General features: G+C 69.1%; 15 protein-coding genes and 1 tRNA gene. 9 read left to right on the plus strand and 7 right to left on the minus strand.

What is annotated here, in order from left to right; translation table 11 throughout:
• The first annotated feature begins 114 nt into the window (after positions 1-114).
• From AB0D48_RS03025 to AB0D48_RS03040, 4 genes are read left to right on the plus strand one after another with little or no spacing between them, the layout of a single operon-like run.
• Positions 115-1044, plus strand: coding sequence for a branched-chain amino acid ABC transporter permease (locus AB0D48_RS03025; RefSeq protein ID WP_362390116.1), 930 nt, complete (start codon positions 115-117; stop codon positions 1042-1044).
• Between the two features lie 5 nt (positions 1045-1049).
• Positions 1050-2873, plus strand: coding sequence for a branched-chain amino acid ABC transporter permease (locus tag AB0D48_RS03030; protein ID WP_362390118.1), 1824 nt, complete (start codon positions 1050-1052; stop codon positions 2871-2873).
• Between the two features lie 3 nt (positions 2874-2876).
• Complete coding sequence (locus AB0D48_RS03035) at positions 2877-3860, plus strand: ABC transporter ATP-binding protein (RefSeq protein ID WP_362390120.1); 984 nt, start codon at positions 2877-2879, stop codon at positions 3858-3860.
• Entirely contained in the window at positions 3857-4573 is a 717-nt protein-coding gene (locus AB0D48_RS03040; RefSeq protein WP_362390122.1) for an ABC transporter ATP-binding protein, read from the plus strand. The genes AB0D48_RS03035 and AB0D48_RS03040 overlap by 4 nt, the downstream gene beginning before the upstream one ends.
• 65 nt (positions 4574-4638) lie before the next feature.
• On the opposite strand, the gene AB0D48_RS03045 is transcribed toward AB0D48_RS03040, so the two are convergent.
• Positions 4639-5292 carry a response regulator gene (locus AB0D48_RS03045; RefSeq protein WP_362390124.1) on the minus strand — a complete coding sequence of 218 codons (654 nt, stop codon included), beginning with the start codon at positions 5290-5292 and terminating at the stop codon, positions 4639-4641.
• A 98-nt stretch (positions 5293-5390) separates the two neighbouring features.
• Between AB0D48_RS03045 and AB0D48_RS03050 the strand changes: the two genes are divergently transcribed.
• The 3 genes from AB0D48_RS03050 (at position 5391) to AB0D48_RS03060 (ending at position 6651) form a co-directional block, all read left to right on the plus strand.
• Positions 5391-5465 (plus strand) — tRNA-Leu (locus AB0D48_RS03050).
• 110 nt (positions 5466-5575) lie between these two features.
• On the plus strand, positions 5576-6337 hold the full coding sequence (locus tag AB0D48_RS03055) for a transcriptional regulator (RefSeq protein WP_362390126.1): 762 nt from the start codon (positions 5576-5578) through the stop codon (positions 6335-6337).
• Between the two features lie 62 nt (positions 6338-6399).
• Complete coding sequence (locus AB0D48_RS03060) at positions 6400-6651, plus strand: EF-hand domain-containing protein (protein ID WP_362390128.1); 252 nt, start codon at positions 6400-6402, stop codon at positions 6649-6651.
• A gap of 126 nt (positions 6652-6777) precedes the next feature.
• Here AB0D48_RS03060 and pyk read toward each other — a convergent pair whose 3' ends face one another.
• Together pyk and AB0D48_RS03070 are read right to left on the minus strand one after the other, a co-directional pair.
• Positions 6778-8205, minus strand: a complete 1428-nt coding sequence (gene pyk / locus AB0D48_RS03065; protein WP_362390130.1) for a pyruvate kinase — start codon at positions 8203-8205, stop codon at positions 6778-6780.
• A gap of 156 nt (positions 8206-8361) precedes the next feature.
• The gene (locus tag AB0D48_RS03070) at positions 8362-9063 is read right to left on the minus strand and encodes an SIMPL domain-containing protein (RefSeq protein WP_362390132.1); all 702 of its coding nucleotides are present in this window, start codon (positions 9061-9063) and stop codon (positions 8362-8364) included.
• Between the two features lie 128 nt (positions 9064-9191).
• Between AB0D48_RS03070 and AB0D48_RS03075 the strand changes: the two genes are divergently transcribed.
• Positions 9192-10976 (plus strand): 5'-nucleotidase C-terminal domain-containing protein, encoded by a 1785-nt coding sequence (locus tag AB0D48_RS03075; protein ID WP_362390134.1) that lies wholly within the window; start codon positions 9192-9194, stop codon positions 10974-10976.
• A gap of 96 nt (positions 10977-11072) precedes the next feature.
• Positions 11073-11507: a nuclear transport factor 2 family protein gene (locus AB0D48_RS03080; RefSeq protein WP_362390136.1), complete on the plus strand. Its 435-nt coding sequence runs from the start codon at positions 11073-11075 to the stop codon at positions 11505-11507.
• Positions 11508-11513: 6 nt separating this feature from the next.
• Here AB0D48_RS03080 and AB0D48_RS03085 read toward each other — a convergent pair whose 3' ends face one another.
• The 4 genes from AB0D48_RS03085 to AB0D48_RS03100 form a co-directional block, all read right to left on the minus strand.
• Positions 11514-12923 (minus strand): SidA/IucD/PvdA family monooxygenase, encoded by a 1410-nt coding sequence (locus AB0D48_RS03085; RefSeq protein ID WP_362390138.1) that lies wholly within the window; start codon positions 12921-12923, stop codon positions 11514-11516.
• Positions 12920-14317 (minus strand): aminotransferase class V-fold PLP-dependent enzyme, encoded by a 1398-nt coding sequence (locus AB0D48_RS03090; RefSeq protein WP_362390140.1) that lies wholly within the window; start codon positions 14315-14317, stop codon positions 12920-12922. The genes AB0D48_RS03085 and AB0D48_RS03090 overlap by 4 nt, the downstream gene beginning before the upstream one ends.
• Positions 14318-14856: 539 nt before the next feature.
• Positions 14857-17373 (minus strand): aminopeptidase N, encoded by a 2517-nt coding sequence (gene pepN, locus AB0D48_RS03095; protein ID WP_362390142.1) that lies wholly within the window; start codon positions 17371-17373, stop codon positions 14857-14859.
• A 40-nt stretch (positions 17374-17413) separates the two neighbouring features.
• A complete protein-coding gene (locus AB0D48_RS03100) occupies positions 17414-17737 on the minus strand; it encodes a chorismate mutase (protein WP_362390144.1) in 324 nt (107 codons plus the stop codon).
• Positions 17738-17819 lie beyond the last annotated feature (82 nt).

Below are 17819 nucleotides of genomic sequence, written 5' to 3' on the forward strand. Positions count from 1 at the left end.
CCACCGGCTAGCAGGCCAGCCCGCTAGCCCCCTCACCCCTCATTTGCCGCGCGGGGCGCGCACAACAGCGCCCCGCGCGGTGTCACATCCGTCGAAAGACTCGGAGGACCTGCGGTGCACGAACTGCCGCAACAGCTGGTCAACGGCCTGCTACTGGGATCCATGTACGGGCTCGTCGCCATCGGCTACACGATGGTTTATGGCATTGTCCAGCTCATCAACTTCGCCCACGGCGAGATCTTCATGACCGGCGGGTTCGGAGCCCTCACGGTCTGGCTGATGCTCCCCGGCGGCACCACCATGTGGGTCGCACTGCCCCTCATGCTCATAGGCGCGATCATCGTCGCCACCCTCATCGCTGTCGGAGCCGAACGCTTCGCCTACCGGCCCCTGCGCAGCGCACCCCGCCTCGCCCCGCTCATCACCGCCATCGGCCTCTCCATCGTCCTCCAGCAGGCGGTATGGGCCTGGTACCCCGACGCGCGGTCCTCCATCGTCTTCCCCGAGATCCCCGGGGGCCCCTTCCACCTCGGCAGCATCACCATCCAGACCGGTGACCTCTTCCTGATGATCGCCGCCCCCATCTCCATGGCCTTCCTCGGCTTCTTCGTCAAGAAGACCCGCACCGGCCGCGGCATGCAGGCGACCGCGCAGGACCCGGACACCGCCAAGCTCATGGGCATCAACACCGACCGCATCATCACGGTCGCCTTCGCCCTCGGCGCGGCCTTCGCCGCCGTCGGAGCCGTCGCCTACGGCCTCAAGTACGGCGAAGTCAACTACCGGATGGGCTTCATCCTCGGCCTCAAGGCCTTCACCGCAGCCGTCCTCGGCGGCATCGGGAACATCTACGGCGCCATGATCGGCGGACTGGTCCTCGGCCTCGCCGAAACCCTGACCACCGCCTACGTCGCCGACGTCCCCGGCATGAGCCAGCTCGGCGGCCAGTCCTGGGGTAACACCTGGGCGTTCGTACTCCTCATCCTCGTGCTCCTCTTCCGGCCCCAGGGCCTGCTGGGCGAGCGCGTGGCGGACAGGGCGTGAGACCCATGACGACCAACACCGCAGAAACCACGGACACCGTGACGACCATCGCCTCGGCCCGGGGCGCCATCGCCCTCCCCGAGAAGACGGGCCGCGCCCTCGCCACCGCCGGCGGCGCCCTCACCGTCATCTCCTGCTTCCTCGCCTGGACCTGGACCGCCGCCTTCCCCGGTGACCTCACCGTCTACGGATACCCCGGCGGCCTCCAGTGGCTCGTCCTCATCGGCGGCGCCCTCACCACCCTCCTCGGCCTCTCCTCCTACGGGGTCAAGGGCCTCGGCTGGCTCACCCCCGCCGGCGCCGACGCCGCCATCAAGCTCGCCGCGCTCGCCGCCTTCACCACCGCGTGGTACGCGATCCTCGCCATCACCACCACCCTCGGCGGCATCGTCAACCTCGAGCCCGGCGGCATCGTCGTGGCCCTGGCCACCCTCGTCACCCTCGTCGGTGCCCTCTCCCTGCCCTTCGAGCGCCCCGTCCTCGAAGGCCCCGACCCCGACGACAGTGCCTGGGAACAGCGCAAGCACCACCTGCGCAACCGCTGGACGACCGTCAAGGCCGCCCTCGCCACCGGCACCCCCCGCCCCGCCCGGCCGCTCCCCGCGTGGGTCGAGATCCTGCTGATCGCCGCCGTCCTCGCCTTCGGCCTCGGCGTCTTCACGTACGGCATCACCACCCCGTACCAGGAACTCTTCATCGGCTTCCTGATCACCGCCGGCTTCGGCTTCGGCGCCCTCAACAAGGCCGGCCTGGTGGCCCGCTTCACCGCCCTCACCACCAAGCACCGCAACGTCGCCCTCGTCGGCGCCTTCGCCGCGGCCGCCGTCTTCCCCATCACCCAGACCGACGACCAGTACGCGACCCTCGGCGTCAACATCCTCATCTTCGCCACCGTCGCCCTCGGCCTGAACATCGTCGTCGGCCTCACCGGCCTCCTCGACCTCGGCTACGTCGCGTTCCTCGGCGTCGGCGCCTACACCGCGGCCCTGGTCTCCGGCTCCCCCAACTCGCCGTTCGGCGTGCACTTCCCCTTCTGGGCCGCACTCCTCGTCGGCGCCGCCGCATCCATGGTCTTCGGCGTCCTCATCGGCGCCCCCACCCTGCGCCTGCGCGGTGACTACCTCGCCATCGTCACCCTCGGCTTCGGAGAGATCTTCCGCATCTCGATGAACAACCTCGACGGTGTCTCCGGCCCCGACATCACCAACGGCCCCAACGGCATCGCCGGCATCCCCAACGTCGACCTCTTCGGATTCGACTTCGGAGCCAGCCACACCATCGCCGGATTCACCATCGGCCGCTTCGCCAACTACTTCCTGCTGATGCTCCTGATCACCCTCATCGTGATCATGGTCTTCCGCCGCAGCGCGGAATCCCGCATCGGCCGCGCCTGGGTCGCCATCCGCGAAGACGAGACCGCCGCCGAAGCCATGGGCATCAACGGCTTCCGCGTCAAGCTCATCGCCTTCGCCCTCGGCGCCACCCTCGCCGGACTCGCCGGCGCCGTACAGGCCCACGTGAACTACACCGTCACCCCGGACCAGTACGTCTTCGCCAACGCCGTCCCCCCGAACTCGGCGTTCCTCCTCGCCGCAGTCGTCCTCGGCGGCATGGGCACCATCTCCGGCCCCCTCGTCGGCGGCGCCCTCCTCTTCATGATCCCCAACAAGCTCCAGTTCCTGGGCGAATACCAGCTCCTCGTCTTCGGCATCGCGCTCGTCATCCTCATGCGCCTGCGCCCCGAAGGCCTCATCCCCAACCGGCGCAACCAGCTCGAACTCCACAAGGACCTCGAAGCGCCCACAGTCCTCGGCAAGACAGGGGCCTGATCCATGACCACCACCACGACCGAGACGGTCCTGGACGCCCGCGGCGTCACGATGCGCTTCGGCGGCCTCACCGCCGTCAAGAACGTCGACCTGACCGTGCGCAGCGGCGAGATCGTCGGCCTCATCGGCCCCAACGGCGCCGGCAAGACCACCTTCTTCAACTGCCTGACCGGCCTCTACATCCCCACCGAGGGCGAAGTCCGGTACAAGGGCACGGTCCTGCCCCCCAAGTCCTACAAGGTCACCGCCGCCGGCATCGCCCGCACCTTCCAGAACATCCGTCTCTTCAACAACATGACGGTCCTGGAAAACGTCCTCGTAGGCCGCCACACCCGCACCAAGGAAGGCCTCTGGTCCGCCCTCCTGCGCCTCCCCAGCTTCGGCCGGGAAGAAAACGCGAGCCGCGAAAAGGCCATGGAACTCCTCGAGTTCATCGGCCTCGACCACAAGGCCGAACACCTCGCCCGCAACCTCCCCTACGGCGAACAGCGCAAGCTCGAAATCGCCCGCGCGCTGGCCAGCGACCCCGGCCTCATCCTCCTGGACGAGCCCACCGCCGGCATGAACCCGCAGGAAACCCGGACCACCGAAGAGCTCATCTTCGCCATCCGGGACAAGGGCATCGCCGTCCTCGTCATCGAGCACGACATGCGCTTCATCTTCAACCTCTGCGACCGCGTCGCCTGCCTCGTCCAGGGCGAAAAGCTCATCGAAGGCACCGCTGCCGAGGTCCAGGGCGACGAGCGCGTCATCGCCGCCTACCTCGGCGAACCCTTCGAGGGCGCCCCCGGCGCCGACGAAGTCGCCGAGGTCGAAGCCGCGGAGGCAGAGGCCGCAGAGGCAGTCGCGGAAGACGCCGCGGAGGCCGACGCCGCCGAAGCCGCGGAGGCCGACGCCGCCGAAGCCGAAGCCGCCGAGGCCGAAGCCGCGGAGGCCGAAGCCGCCGAAGCGCACAGCACCACCAGCACGGACGGAGAAGCCAAGTGACCGCCCTCCTCGAGGTCGAGGACCTCCGCGTCGCCTACGGCAAGATCGAAGCCGTCAAAGGCATCTCCTTCAGCGTCGACGAGGGCGAGATCGTCACCCTCATCGGCACCAACGGCGCCGGCAAGACCACGACCCTGCGCACCCTCTCCGGCCTGATCAAACCGCGCGGCGGCCAGATCAAGTTCCAGGGCAAGTCGCTGAAGAAGGTCCCCGCGCACAACATCGTCTCGCTCGGGCTCGCCCACTCCCCCGAGGGGCGGCACATCTTCCCGCGCATGACGATCGAGGACAACCTCCTCCTCGGTGCCTTCCTCCGCAGCGACAAGGACGGCATCCAGAAGGACGTCCAGCGCGCCTACGACCTCTTCCCCATCCTGGGAGAGCGCCGCAAGCAGGCCGCCGGCACCCTCTCGGGCGGCGAGCAGCAGATGCTGGCCATGGGACGCGCGCTCATGTCCCGGCCGAAGCTCCTCATGCTCGACGAGCCCTCCATGGGCCTCTCGCCGATCATGATGCAGAAGATCATGGCGACGATCGCCGAGCTCAAGGCGTCCGGCACCACGATCCTGCTCGTCGAGCAGAACGCCCAGGCCGCGCTGTCGCTGGCCGACCAGGGTCACGTCATGGAGATCGGCAAGGTCGTCCTGTCGGGCCCCGGCCGCGAACTCCTCGTCAACGAGGACGTCCGCAAGGCCTACCTCGGCGAGGACTGACCCCGCCCACAAACCGTGAGGCCCGCCTCCCCTCGGGGGGAGGCGGGCCTCACGCCTGTCCGCGCCTACTGGCCGGCGCTCTGCTTCTTCTCCTCGGCGTCCTCGATGACCGCCTCCGCAACCTGCTGCATGGACATACGACGGTCCATGGACGTCTTCTGGATCCACCGGAAGGCCGCGGGCTCGGTGAGCCCGTACTGGGTCTGCAGGATGCTCTTGGCCCGGTCGACGAGCTTGCGGGTCTCCAGCCGGAGCGAGAGGTCGGCGACCTCCTTCTCCAGCGCCTTCAGCTCGGCGAAGCGGGACACGGCCATCTCGATGGCCGGCACGACGTCGCTCTTGCTGAACGGCTTCACGAGGTACGCCATGGCCCCGGCGTCGCGGGCGCGCTCCACGAGGTCGCGCTGCGAGAACGCGGTCAGCATCAGCACGGGGGCGATGGACTCCTCCGCGATCTTCTCGGCGGCGGAGATCCCGTCCAGGACGGGCATCTTCACGTCGAGGATCACGAGGTCCGGGCGGTGCTCGCGGGCCAGCTCGACGGCCGTCTGGCCGTCCCCGGCCTCACCGACCACGGCGTAGCCCTCCTCCTCCAGCATCTCTTTCAGGTCGAGACGGATGAGCGCCTCGTCCTCGGCGATGACGACGCGCGTCGTCAGCGGCGGAACGTGCGACTGGTCGGCGTCGGGCGTGGGCGTCGACTCGTGCTCGGCGGTCACGGAGGCTCCTCTATACGGGGCATAACAAGCTCCCCTGAGCCTACCTAGCTACGGTAAGGTGGTCTCGCGTAGGGCTCCCCCGAGCCTTCGTTTCTTAGGCCCCAGTACTCCAACTGGTCAGAGAGGCCGCTCTCAAACAGCGGACAGTGTGGGTTCGAATCCCACCTGGGGCACTTTGCTTTGATTCCATGGTCACGCGATCTTCGCATGACCATCACTCTTTTCGGCGAAGCGCACGCGAAATGCTCCGACTGCGTGAATTTCAGGCGGAAGCGTCGACCACATGTACGACATCGCTACCCGCGTGCGCACCTTGGACCTGCTGGCCGGCGGGCGCAGCATGAATTCTGTCAGCAAGGAAACCGGGATATCCCGGGCCGCGATCCGAGCCTGGCAGTCCCGGCTGGAGCCCCTTCCTCGCCTGCGCACTCAAGCCATTCCCTGCGCAAGACCCACCGACAAGGCCTCGTACGCCTACCTCCTGGGCCTGTATCTCGGCGACGGCTGCATCAGCCCCCACCCCCGCGGAGGGCACCACCTTCGGATTGCGTGCGCCGACGCATGGCCCGGCCTCATCGAGCAGTGCCGGGCGGCAATCAGAGCCGTGCGACCCGACGACAAGGTCTACTTGCTCCAGCGGCAGGGCTGCGTCGCCGTCACCAGCTACGGGCGGCACTGGACCTGTCTGTTCCCGCAGCACGGGCCCGGCAAGAAGCACGACCGGCGGATCGTCCTGGAGGGCTGGCAGCAAGAGATCGTCGACGCCCACCCTTGGGAGTTCATCCGGGGGCTGATCCACTCGGACGGGTGCCGGATCACCAACTGGACCACGCGGATGGTCGGCGGGGTGCGCAAGCGGTACGAGTACCCCCGGTACTTCTTCACCAACAAGTCGGACGACATCCGGAGGCTCTGTACCGACACGCTCACCAAGGTCGGCGTCCAGTGGACCGCCCTGGCCCGGGGCAGCGATCCCTTCAACGTCTCCATCGCCCGGAAGGGCTCCGTGGTGCTCATGGACGCCCACATCGGGCCGAAGTACTGACGCGCCACCGTGGGACCTAGAGTCGGGTCGAGGTCAAGGCATGCGATGAAGGGGACTGTGTGATGAGCGAGAAGGCCCGCAAGCTGTTCGACGCGCTGGATCTGAACGAGGACGGGCAGCTGACCCGCGTCGAGGTGATCACGGCTCTGCGGTCGAAGGGGCCGACGCTCGCCGCCCGGGGGGATCTGCCTCTCTGGGCTGTGGGGGATGTGGATGCGTCGTCGGCGTTGTTCGATGCGGCGGACGCGAACGGTGACGAGGTTCTCTCGTTCGAGGAGTTCGCGGCTGTCGTCGACCGGCGGTTCGGCTGGTAGTCCATCGGAGCCGGGGCGGGGGTGCGGCTGACCGCGTCGGGCGGGCGCTCCCCGGGTTCGGGTGGGGGGCCTGCTGGTACTGCCCGACGCGGTGCGTCTCATACGTGAGGCGGTGTGCGGCGGCGGTCAGCGGACGGCGTCGCCGATGTGGTGGATGCGGACGAGGTTGGTGGAGCCGGTGACGCCGGGGGGTGAGCCGGCGGTGATGACGACGACGTCGCCGGGGATGCAGCGGCCGATGCGCAGGAGTTCTTCTTCGACCTGGGCGACCATGGCGTCGGTGGAGTCGACGTGGGGGCCGAGGAAGGTTTCGACGCCCCAGGTGAGGTTGAGCTGGGAGCGGGTGGCGGGGTCGGGGGTGAAGGCGAGGAGGGGGATGGGTGAGCGGTAGCGGGAAAGCCGGCGGACGGTGTCTCCGCTCTGGGTGAAGGCGACGAGGAATTTCGCGTCGAGGAAGTCGCCCATTTCGGCGGCGGCGCGGGCGACGGCTCCGCCTTGGGTGCGGGGTTTGTTGCGGTCGGTGAGGGGTGGGAGGCCCTTGGCGAGGATGTCTTCTTCGGCGGCTTCGACGATGCGTGACATGGTGCGGACGGTTTCGACGGGGTATTTGCCGACGCTGGTTTCGCCCGAAAGCATGACGGCGTCGGTGCCGTCGATGATGGCGTTGGCGACGTCGGAGGCTTCGGCGCGGGTGGGCCGGGAGTTGTCGATCATCGAGTCGAGCATTTGGGTGGCGACGATGACGGGTTTGGCGTTGCGCTTGGCGAGTTTGACGGCGCGCTTCTGGACGATGGGGACTTGTTCGAGGGGCATTTCGACGCCGAGGTCGCCGCGGGCGACCATGATGCCGTCGAAGGCGGCGACGATGTCGTCGATGTTGTCGACGGCCTGGGGCTTTTCGATCTTGGCGATGACGGGGAGGCGTCGGCCTTCTTCGTCCATGATGCGGTGGACGTCTTCGATGTCGTGGCCGCTGCGGACGAAGGAGAGGGCGATGACGTCGGCGCCGGTGCGCAGGGCCCAGCGGAGGTCTTCGATGTCCTTGTCGGAGAGGGCGGGGACGGAGACGGCGACGCCGGGGAGGTTGAGGCCTTTGTGGTCGGAGACCATGCCGCCTTCGATGACGGTGGTGTGGACGCGGGGGCCGTCGACTGCGGTGACTTCGAGGGTGACGCGGCCGTCGTCGACGAGGATGCGTTCGCCGGTGGTGACGTCGGTGGCGAGTCCTTTGTAGGTGGTGCCGCAGGTGTGGCGGTCGCCTTCGTGGTCTTCGACGGTGATGGTGAACTCGTCGCCGCGTTCAAGGAGTACGGGGCCTTCGTGGAATCGGCCGAGGCGGATCTTCGGGCCTTGAAGGTCGGCGAGGATGCCGACGCTGCGGCCGGTTTCGTCGGAGGCCTTGCGTACGCGCTGGTAGCGCTCTTCGTGTTCGGCGTAGGTGCCGTGGCTGAGATTGAGGCGGGCGATGTCCATTCCGGCTTCGACCAGGGCTTTGATCTGGTCGTATGAGTCGGTGGCGGGGCCCAGGGTACATACGATTTTCGCTCGGCGCATGGGTCGAGCGTATTCCCCTACCAGGCAGTAGGAAATTGGTTCCTGGTGTCCACTCAACAACCTTTGAGCAAAAGGTTGTTGACAACTGTTGAATGTGCATGGGGGTGCTCTGATGAGCACCCCCGGAGCGTCTGATGGTGGGCTTTCAGGGCTTTTTCAGAGCTGGGGCGGGGTCATCGTGAAGCGTGCGTTCACCTGGGCGTAGATGGTCTGCCGCTGCGGTTCGAGGTCGAGGGGCGGGGCGCCGGCTTCTTCGGAGCCGCTGAAGGCCATGGTGCGCATGGTGGCGCCGGGGGCGCCTTGGAAGGGTGCGGCGTTCTCGGCGCCGAGGTCGGCGAGTTCGACGAGGGCGGCGAGGTGGGCGCCGAGGGCTTCGGCGTATTCGCGGGCGCGCTGGACGGCTTCGAGTACGGCTTGGCGGCGGGCCTGGCCGTGGGCGGGTGAGGTGGGGCGCAGGGCCCACCAGGGGCCGTCGATCTGGGTGAGTTCGAGGTCGGCGAGGCGGGTGGTGAGTTCGCCGAGGGCGGTGAAGTCGTTGAGTTCGGCGGTGAGGTGCACGCGCCCGTGGTAGGCGCGGATGCGTTCGCCGCGGCCGTGGCGGGTGAGTTCGGGGCTGATGGAGAAGGCGCCGGTTTCGAGTTTTTCGACGGGGTCGCCGTAGCTCTTGATGAGGTCGAGGACGGCGTTGTTGCGGCGGGTGAGGTCTTCGAGGGCGGTTCGCCGGTCGGTGCCGCGGGCGCTGACGGTGATGCCGATGCGGGCGATTTCGGGGTCGACTTCGATGCGGGCTTCGCCGCGGACGGCGACGCGGGGTACTTCGGGGGTTCCGTAGGGCTGGTGCGATGCGTCCTGAGTCATGGTTTCACTCTTGCACTGTCGCTCGTACGGGTGCGGTCATCGGATCGAAACCTGGTGGGGGTGTTGCGGCTTGTTACTCGTGGGTCAGAATCTACGCGCGTTGTTCACGCCTCAAAAGGGGAGATGGCATGGCGTTCGACCGCAGGACTTTTCTGGGAACGACGGCCGCGACAGGTGCGGCCGTAGCGTTGGCGGGGGCCACGAGCACCCCGGCGGCCGCACACGCGGGTGCGCGTACGTACGCGTTCACGGTGATGGGCACGACCGACTTGCACGGGAATGTCTTCAACTGGGACTACTTCACGGACAAGGAGTTCGACGACAAGGCGCACAACGACGTCGGTCTGGCGAAGATCTCGACTCTGGTGAACGAGGTGCGTGCGGAGAAGGGGCGGTGCAACACGCTGCTGATCGACGCGGGTGACACGATCCAGGGCACGCAGCTTTCGTACTACTACGCGAAGGTGGATCCGATCACCGCGCGGCGGGGTCCGGTGCACCCGATGGCGCAGGCGATGAACGCGATCGGCTACGACGCGGCGGCGCTGGGGAACCACGAGTTCAACTACGGCATTCCGGTGCTGCGCAAGTTCGAGGAGCAGTGTGATTTTCCGCTGCTGGGTGCGAACGCGCTGGACGCGAAGACGTTGCGGCCGGCGTTCCCGCCGTACAGCATGCACCGGCTGCGGACTCCGCACGGGCCGGATGTGAGGGTGGCGGTGCTGGGGCTGACGAATCCGGGGATCGCGCTCTGGGACAAGGCCAATGTGCAGGGGAAGATGACGTTCCCGGGGCTGGAGGAGCAGGCGGCGAAGTACGTGCCGAAGCTGCGTTCGATGGGCGCCGACGTGGTCATCGTGTCCGCACATTCGGGGTCGAGCGGGACGTCGTCCTACGGGGACCAGTTGCCGTACGTGGAGAACGCGGCGGCTCTGGTGGCGGAGCAGGTGCCGGGGATCGACGCGATCCTGGTGGGGCACGCGCACACGGAGATTCCCGAGTACCGGGTGAAGAACAAGGCGACCGGCAAGGACGTGGTGCTGTCGGAGCCGTTGAAGTGGGGGCAGCGTCTGACGTTGTTCGATTTCGAGCTGACGTGGGCGAAGGGCCGCTGGTCGGTGGCGAAGGTCGCGGCGCGGGTGCTGAACTCGAACACGGCCGTGGAGGACCCGAAGATCACCGGGTTGCTGTCGGACGAGCACCGCAAGGTCGTGGCGTACGTGAACCAGGTGATCGGCACGTCGACGCAGGCGATGTCGTCGGCGGAGGGGCCGTTCAAGGACGTGGCGATCATCGACCTGATCAGTCATGTCCAGGCGGAGACGGTGAAGGCTGCGCTGGCCGGGACGCAGTGGGCGGCGCTGCCGGTGCTGTCGCAGGCGTCGTGTTTCTCGCGGACGGCGTCGATCCCGGCGGGGCAGGTGACGATCAAGGATGCCGCGGGCTTGTACCCGTTCGAGAACACCATGGAGGCGCGGCTGCTCACCGGTGCGCAGCTGAAGGACTATCTGGAGTACTCGGCGCGGTACTACGTGCGGACGGCACCGGGTGATGTGGTGGATCCGGCGAAGCTGACCAATTCGGAGGGCACGCCGGACTACAACTACGACGCCGTGTACGGGCTGGCGTACGACATCGACATCGCGCAGCCGGTGGGTTCGCGGATCACGGGGCTGTCGTTCCAGGGGAAGCCGGTGGATCCGGCGGGGCAGTTCGTGCTGGCGGTGAACAACTACCGGGCCTCGGGTGGCGGGAACTTCCCGCATGTTCCGCAGGCCAGGCAGTTGTGGGCGAATTCGGACGAGATCCGTAACACGATCATCCAATGGGTGAAGGCGAAGGGGACGGTGGATCCGGCGCAGTTCGCTTCGGTGGACTGGCGTCTGACGCGGGCCGGGGTGCCGGTCTTCTGAGGCCTGTTGTGTGGGTGCCGGCTGCAAGGGCTGCAAGGGCACCTCTATGTCGGATTGCCGCCAGCGTGATCTGTATCCGCTGATCACACTGGCGGCATGACGATTTCACCCATTACCGACTCCGTAACCGTGTTGACCGCCATGTATGCGGCGGAGGCGGAGTACCTGGCGGCCGGGGGCCCGGGCGAGGCCCCGTTCGATCTGCTCGCCCCCTTCTTCGCTCCCGACGTCGTACTGCATCAGGCCGCCGCTCTGCCCTATGGCGGGGTCTGGAGTGGACACGTCGGCTTGGAGCGTTTCTTCCTCGCGATGAGCCGGGTGTGGGAATCGTTCGACCTGGTGGAGCAGGAATTCCTCGCCACGGGTGAGACTGCGGTGGTCCTCACGCAGGTCCGTGCCCGCGCTCGTGCCACCGGCCGCGAGCTCGCCTTCCCGATCCTGCAGACGATCAGGGTCAAGGACTCCCGGATCGTCGAGGTCCGCCCCTTCTACTGGGACACCTCGGCGATCGCCGGTGTCTGCGCGATGTGACACGCCCTAGGGATGTTCGACCAGTGGGAGCAGTTCGCCGGCGGGTTGCGGGCGGGTGTGCTCCCGCTGTTCGAGGCCGAAGGTGGTGAAGGCGGTCCGTAGGGGCTGGGGGTAGGGGTCCTTGCCGGTGAGGGTGTTCAGGATGGCGGCGCTGCGCCAGGCGGCGAGGCCGAGGTCGGGGGCTCCGACGCCGTGGCTGTGGCGTTCGCCGTTCTGGACGAAGATGCTGCCGGTGACGGCGGGGTCGGTGATCATCCGGTAGTGGTCGTCGATGCGGGGGCGGCCGGAGGAGTCTTTGCGCAGGTAAGGGTCGAGGCCTGCGAGGAGGCGGCCGAGGGGGCGTTCGCGGTAGCCGGTGGCGAGGATGACGGCGTCGGTGGTGAGGCGGGAGCGGGTGCCCTGCTCGATGTGTTCGAGGTGGAGTTCCACTTTGGTGGTGGCGACGCGGCCGGCGGTGCGGACGCTGACTCCGGGGGTGAGGACGGCGTCGGGCCAGCCGCCGTGGAGGGTGCGCCGGTAGAGCTCGTCGTGGATGGCGGCGATGGTGTCGGCGTCGATGCCTTTGTGGAGTTGCCATTGGGAGGGGACGAGGCGGTCGCGGACGGGTTCGGGCAGGGCGTGGAAGTAGCGGGTGTAGTCGGGGGTGAAGTGTTCCAGCCCGAGCTTGGAGTACTCCATGGGGGCGAAGGAGGGGGTGCGGGCGAGCCAGGTGAGGCGTTCGAGGCCGGTGGGGCGGGCGCGGAGGAGGTCGAGGAAGACTTCGGCGCCGGACTGGCCTGATCCGATGACGGTGACGTGTTCGGCGCCGAGGATGCGCTGGCGGTGGTCGAGGTAGTCGGCGGAGTGGATGACGGGGACGGTGGGTGCTTCGGCGAGGGGTCGCAGGGGTTCGGGGATGTAGGGGGCGGTGCCGACGCCGAGGGCGAGGTTGCGGGTGTAGGTGCGGCCGAGGGCTTCGGCTTCGCCGTCGGTGTCGAGTTGGGTGAAGTCGACTTCGAAGAGGTCGCGTTCGGGGTTCCAGCGGACGGCGTCGACTTGGTGGCCGAAGTGGAGTCCGGGGACGCGGTCGGCGACCCAGCGGCAGTAGGCGTCGTATTCGGCGCGTTGGATGTGGAACTGCTCGGCGAAGTAGAAGGGGAAGAGCCGTTCTTTGTGTTTGAGGTAGTTGAGGAAGCTCCAGGGGCTGGCCGGGTCGGCGAGGGTGACCAGGTCGGCGAGGAAGGGGACTTGGAGGGTGGCTCCGTCGAGGAGGAGTCCGGGGTGCCAGCGGAAGTCGCGGCGCTGGTCGTAGAAGGCGGTGGCGAGTTCGCCGGCCCCTTGGTGCGGCAGGCCGTGGGCGAGGGCCGCGAGGGACAGGTTGAAGGGGCCGATGCCGATTCCGACGAGGTCGTGGGGGGCATCGAGCTGGGCGGTCATCGGTGGGTGCTGCCTTCCAGGAGGGCGATGAGGGTGTCCAGGTCCCCCGTGGTGGTGTGGGGGTTGAGCAGGGTGGCTTTGAGCCACAGACGGCCGTCGGCGTGGGTGCGGCCGAGGACGGCGCGGCCGTCGTGCAGGAGGGTGCGGCGCAGGGTGGCGACCTGGGTGTCATCGGCGTGGGTGGGCCGGAAGAGCACGGTGGTGAGGGTGGGGGCGGCGTGGAGTTCGAAGCCGGGGTGGGCGTCGAGGAGTGCGGCGAGGTGGTGGGCGAGTTCGCAGGTGTGGTCGATGAGGCGGATGAGGCCGTCGCGGCCGAGTGAGCGCAGGGTGGTGGCGATCTTGAGGGCGTCGGGGCGCCGGGTGGTGCGCAGGGAGCGGCCGAGGAGGTCGGGCAGGCCGGCTTCGGTGTCGTCGGTGGCGTTGAGGTAGTCGGCCTGGTGGGCGAGGGGGGCGAGGAGGGCGGTGTCGGGGACGGCGAGGAGTCCGGCGGCGACGGGCTGCCAGCCGAGTTTGTGCAGGTCGATGGTGAGGGACGCGGCTCGTGAGAGTCCGGCGAGGCGGTGGCGGTGGCGGGGGCTGAGGGCGAGGAGTCCCCCGTACGCGGCGTCGATGTGGAGGTCGGCGCCGTAGCGGTCGCAGAGGTCGGCGATGTGGTGGAGGGGGTCGATGAGTCCGGCGTCGGTGGTGCCGGCGGTGGCGGTGACGAGGGTGGGGCCGGGGGTGGCGGCGAGGGTTTCGGCGAGGCGGGCGGGGTCGAGGGTGCCGTGGGGGGTGGCGATGGCCACGGCGGGGGGCAGGCCGAGGAGCCAGGCGGCGCGGGGGACGGAGTGGTGGGCGTTTTCGCCGTGCAGGACGGTGAGTCCGGGTCCGTGGCGTTCGCGGGCGAGGAGGAGCGCCAGTTGGTTGGCTTCGGTGCCGCCGGTGGTGATGAGGGCGTCGGCGTGGGGGGTGTCGTAGAACTCGGCGGCGAGGGCGCGGGTGAGGAGGGCCTCGATCACGGAGGCGGCCGGTGCCTGGTCCCAGGAGTCGAGGGAGGGGTTGAGGGCGCTGGCGGCGAGGTCGGCGGCGGCCGCGACGGCGAGGGGCGGGCAGTGCAGGTGGGCTGCGCAGAGGGGGTCGGCGGGGTCGGCGGCGCCGGCCGCGAGGGTGTGCACGAGGGTCCGGAGTGCCTCGTGGTCGCCGGTGCCGTGTGGGGGGAGTACGTCGCCCAGTGCGGCCTGGACGCGGGCCGAGAGGTCGTCCGGCCCGCCGGCCGGCAGCGGCCCGCCGCGGGCCTGGGCTCCGCTGTGCAGTGCGTCGAGGACCGTGTCGAGGAGGGGCCGCATGGCTTCGGCGCCGCCGGGGCCGCCGGCGAGGGGTGGCGGCGGGGTCGGTGTACCGGGCGGCGCGGTCATCCGGGTCCTCCGGGGCGTTGGTCCGTGGCGGGGTGGTGGGCACCCGGCCGGTACAACGATCCGACCCGTATGGGGTAACCGCCGGGGTTTGTCCGGGGTCGATTTCCAGCCGTTTCCCTGGCGGGGCCTGGTGGTTGCCGCTGCGCGGAGCGCCTCTCCCCGCCCCGTCCTTTCCCCGTTTCCCGGGGCTCCGCCCGGACCCGAACGCCGGCGGGGCGGGACTGGGACGGGGACGGGGTGGGGTGTTGGCCGGGACGTAAAACGTGATGTGTGGCGCGTGCCAGGCCCGTAAGGACCGAAGCAAGACCCAGGGCGCCATAAATCATGCAGTCCCGGCCGACACCCCACCCCGGCACCGGCCCCGCGAAGCCCGGCCAGGAGACTGCCGAGCACCGTCCCGCGCCGGCGGAGCCGAGCCTCGCCCCTGCCGAGCACCCGGCGGCGGCGCAGCCGGCCCGCCAGGCCCCGGCACGGCGCAGCCGAGGCCTGGCCCGCCGAGCCCCCGGCAGGGGCGCGGCAGGGGCGCGGCAGGGGTCCGGCTATGCCGTGCGGACGCGTAGGGCTCGGGCCAGGTCGTCCAGCTGGTCGATCAGCTTGCGGCGCAGGAGGGGGAGGATGTCCGGGGTGGCGAGGCAGGCGTGGCCGGCCTTGAGGTTGGCCTCGTCCACGGCGTACGCCGGGAAGGCCCAGCGCCCGATCGCCTCGCCGATGGCCGGTCCGCGGCGGGCGGCGAGGGCGACGGCGTCCGGGTAGAACCGCGGCACGTACTCCCGTACGAGATCGGCCTGTTCGGGCTGCCAGAACCCCTGCGCGGTGGCGCTGAAGAGGTAGTTGGACAGGCTGTCGTCGTGGAAGAGCCGGTCCCAGGCGGCGGCCTTGGCCTGCGGCGTGGGGAGCGCGGCGCGGCAGCGGGCCGCGCCTTCCTCGCCGGTGGCGCTGGGATCGGCGGCGAGCGCGGCGTCGATCTCGGTCTCTCCCACGGCTCCGAGGACGGCCAGCCGGGCGAGGATGCGCCAGCGCAGCTCGGGGTCGAGTTCGGGGCCGCCGGGGACGGAGTCGTCGGCGAGCCAGGCGGCCACGGTGTCGGGCTGGGTGGCGCTGTCGATGAGGGCGCGTACGGCGGTCAGCCGCAGTCCGGGGTCCGAGCCGTCCTCGGTCCGCCGGAGCAGGTCGCGGCCGATGGAGTGGAGGGCGGCCAGCGCCGCGGTGCGCTGTTCGGGGGCGACGTAGCGGGTGGCGATCTGGGTGCGGGCGAAGGTGAGGACGCCCTGGACGATGGCCAGGTCGCGTTCCTCGGGCAGGTGCGCCGTGGCGGTGGCCAGGTAGTCGCCGGGGTCGAGTTCGCCGTCGCGGACCATGTCCCGCAGGGAGTTCCATACGACGGCGCGGGTGAGCGGGTCGGGGATGCCGGAGAGGCAGCGCAGGACCGTTTCGACAGAGGTCTCGTCGAGCCGGACCTTGGCGTAGGTGAGGTCGGCGTCGTTGAGGACGAGCAGTGCGGGGCGCGGCCCGCTCACAGACACGACCTCGTGGGAGGGGACGTCGAGGTCGAGGAGCTCGCGCAGTTCCAGGATGTGCCCGTTGACGGGGTCGTGGTCGTAGACGCCTGCGGCGATGCGGTGGGGGCGGCTGCCGTGGCGGTCGACGGTGAGGGTCCAGCCGGGGGTGCCGTCGGTGCTCTCCTCGATCTGCGGGGTGAGGGTGTCGATGCCGGTGGTGCGCAGCCAGATTTCGGCCCAGGCGTGGACGTCGCGGTCGGTGTGGGCGGCGAGGGAGTCGACGAAGTCGGCGAGGGAGGCGTTGGCGAACTTGTGGCGGGCGAAGTGGGTGTTGATTCCGGCGAGGAAGTCCTTCTCGCCGAGCCAGGCGACGAGCTGGCGCAGGGCGGAGGCTCCCTTGGCGTAGGAGATGCCGTCGAAGTTGAGGAGGGCGGAGGCGGTGTCGGGGACGTCGTCGGGGCCGGGGGCGACGGGGTGGGTGGAGGGGCGCTGGTCGGCGTCGTAGCCCCATGCCTTGCGGGTGACGCCGAATTCGGTCCAGGTGCCGGTGAAGCGGGTGGCTTCGGTGAGGGTCTGGTAGCCCATGTATTCGGCGAAGGACTCGTTGAGCCAGATGTCGTCGAACCAGGCGAGGGTGACGAGGTCGCCGAACCACATGTGGGCCATTTCGTGGGCGATGACCATGGCGCGGGTCTGGCGTTCGGTGTCGGTGACGGCGGAGCGGTAGATGAACTCGTCGCGGAAGGTGACGAGGCCCGGGTTCTCCATGGCTCCGGCGTTGAACTCGGGCACGAAGGCCTGGTCGTAGGAGTCGAAGGGGTAGGGCTCGGTGAACTTCTGCTGGTAGCGGTCGAAACAGTCCTTGGTGATGGACAGGATTTCGTCGGCGTCGGCGTCCATGTGGGGGGCGAGGGACTGGCGGCAGTGGATGCCGAAGGGCAGTCCGGCGTGCTCGGTGGTCACGCTGTGCCAGGGGCCGGCGGCGACGGCGGCGAGGTAGGTGGAGATGACGGGGGTGGGGGCGGAGTGCCAGATGCCGGCGCCGTCGCTCTCCCGGTCGCCGGTGCGGGTGGTGACGCCGTTGGCGAGGACCGTCCAGTGGGCGGGGGCGGTGACGGTGAACTCGAAGACGGCCTTGAGGTCGGGCTGGTCGAAGGCCGGGAAGACGCGCTGGACGTCGTCCATGAACATCTGGCTGTAGACGTACGTCTGTCCGTCCGCGGGGTCGGTGAAGCGGTGCAGGCCTTCGCCGGTGCGGGAGTAGCGCATGGCCGTGTCGAGGCGCAGCTCGTGGGGGCCCTCGGTGAGGCCGGTGAGGGGGAGGCGGTTGCCGTCGAGGGTGGCCGGGTCGAGGGGGTGGCCGTCGAGGGCCGCGGAGCGCAGTTCGTCCGGTTTCAGCTCCAGGAAGGTGTCTCCGGCGGTGCGGGCGGTGAACCGGATGACGGTGGTGGAGTCGAAGGTGTCGTCGCCGCCGGTGAGGTCGAGGGTGACGGTGTAGTGGTGGACGTCGAGGAGCTGGGCTCGGAGCTGCGCTTCGTTGCGCGTCAGTGCGGACATGGGCCCATGCTGCCTGACGGCGGCGCCGGGCCCCAGGGTTCTACTCTTCGCCCGCAGCGATCGTCTCGTGGTGGCGGATGACCTCGGCGATGATGAAGTTGAGGAGTTTCTCTGCGAAGGCTGGGTCGAGCTTGGCGTTCTCGGCGAGCTGGCGGAGCCGGGCGATCTGGCTGGCCTCGCGGCCGGGGTCGGCCGGGGGCAGCTGGTGCCGGGCCTTGAGGTGGCCGACCTGCTGGGTGCACTTGAAGCGCTCGGCGAGCATGTGGACCACGGCCGCGTCGATGTTGTCGATGCTGTCCCGCAGGCGGGCGAGTTCGGCGGCGACGTACTTGTCGGTCCCGTTGTCGATGTCGCTGTTGTTCATGGTTCCCGAGAATACGTGGCGGACGCGGGTGGTTCCTCGGGCAATCGGTCAGTGAGACGGGTACCGGCCACGTGGGCGCGGG

It is taken from the genome of Streptomyces sp. NPDC048269, assembly GCF_040652395.1.
Lineage (GTDB): Bacteria > Actinomycetota > Actinomycetes > Streptomycetales > Streptomycetaceae > Streptomyces.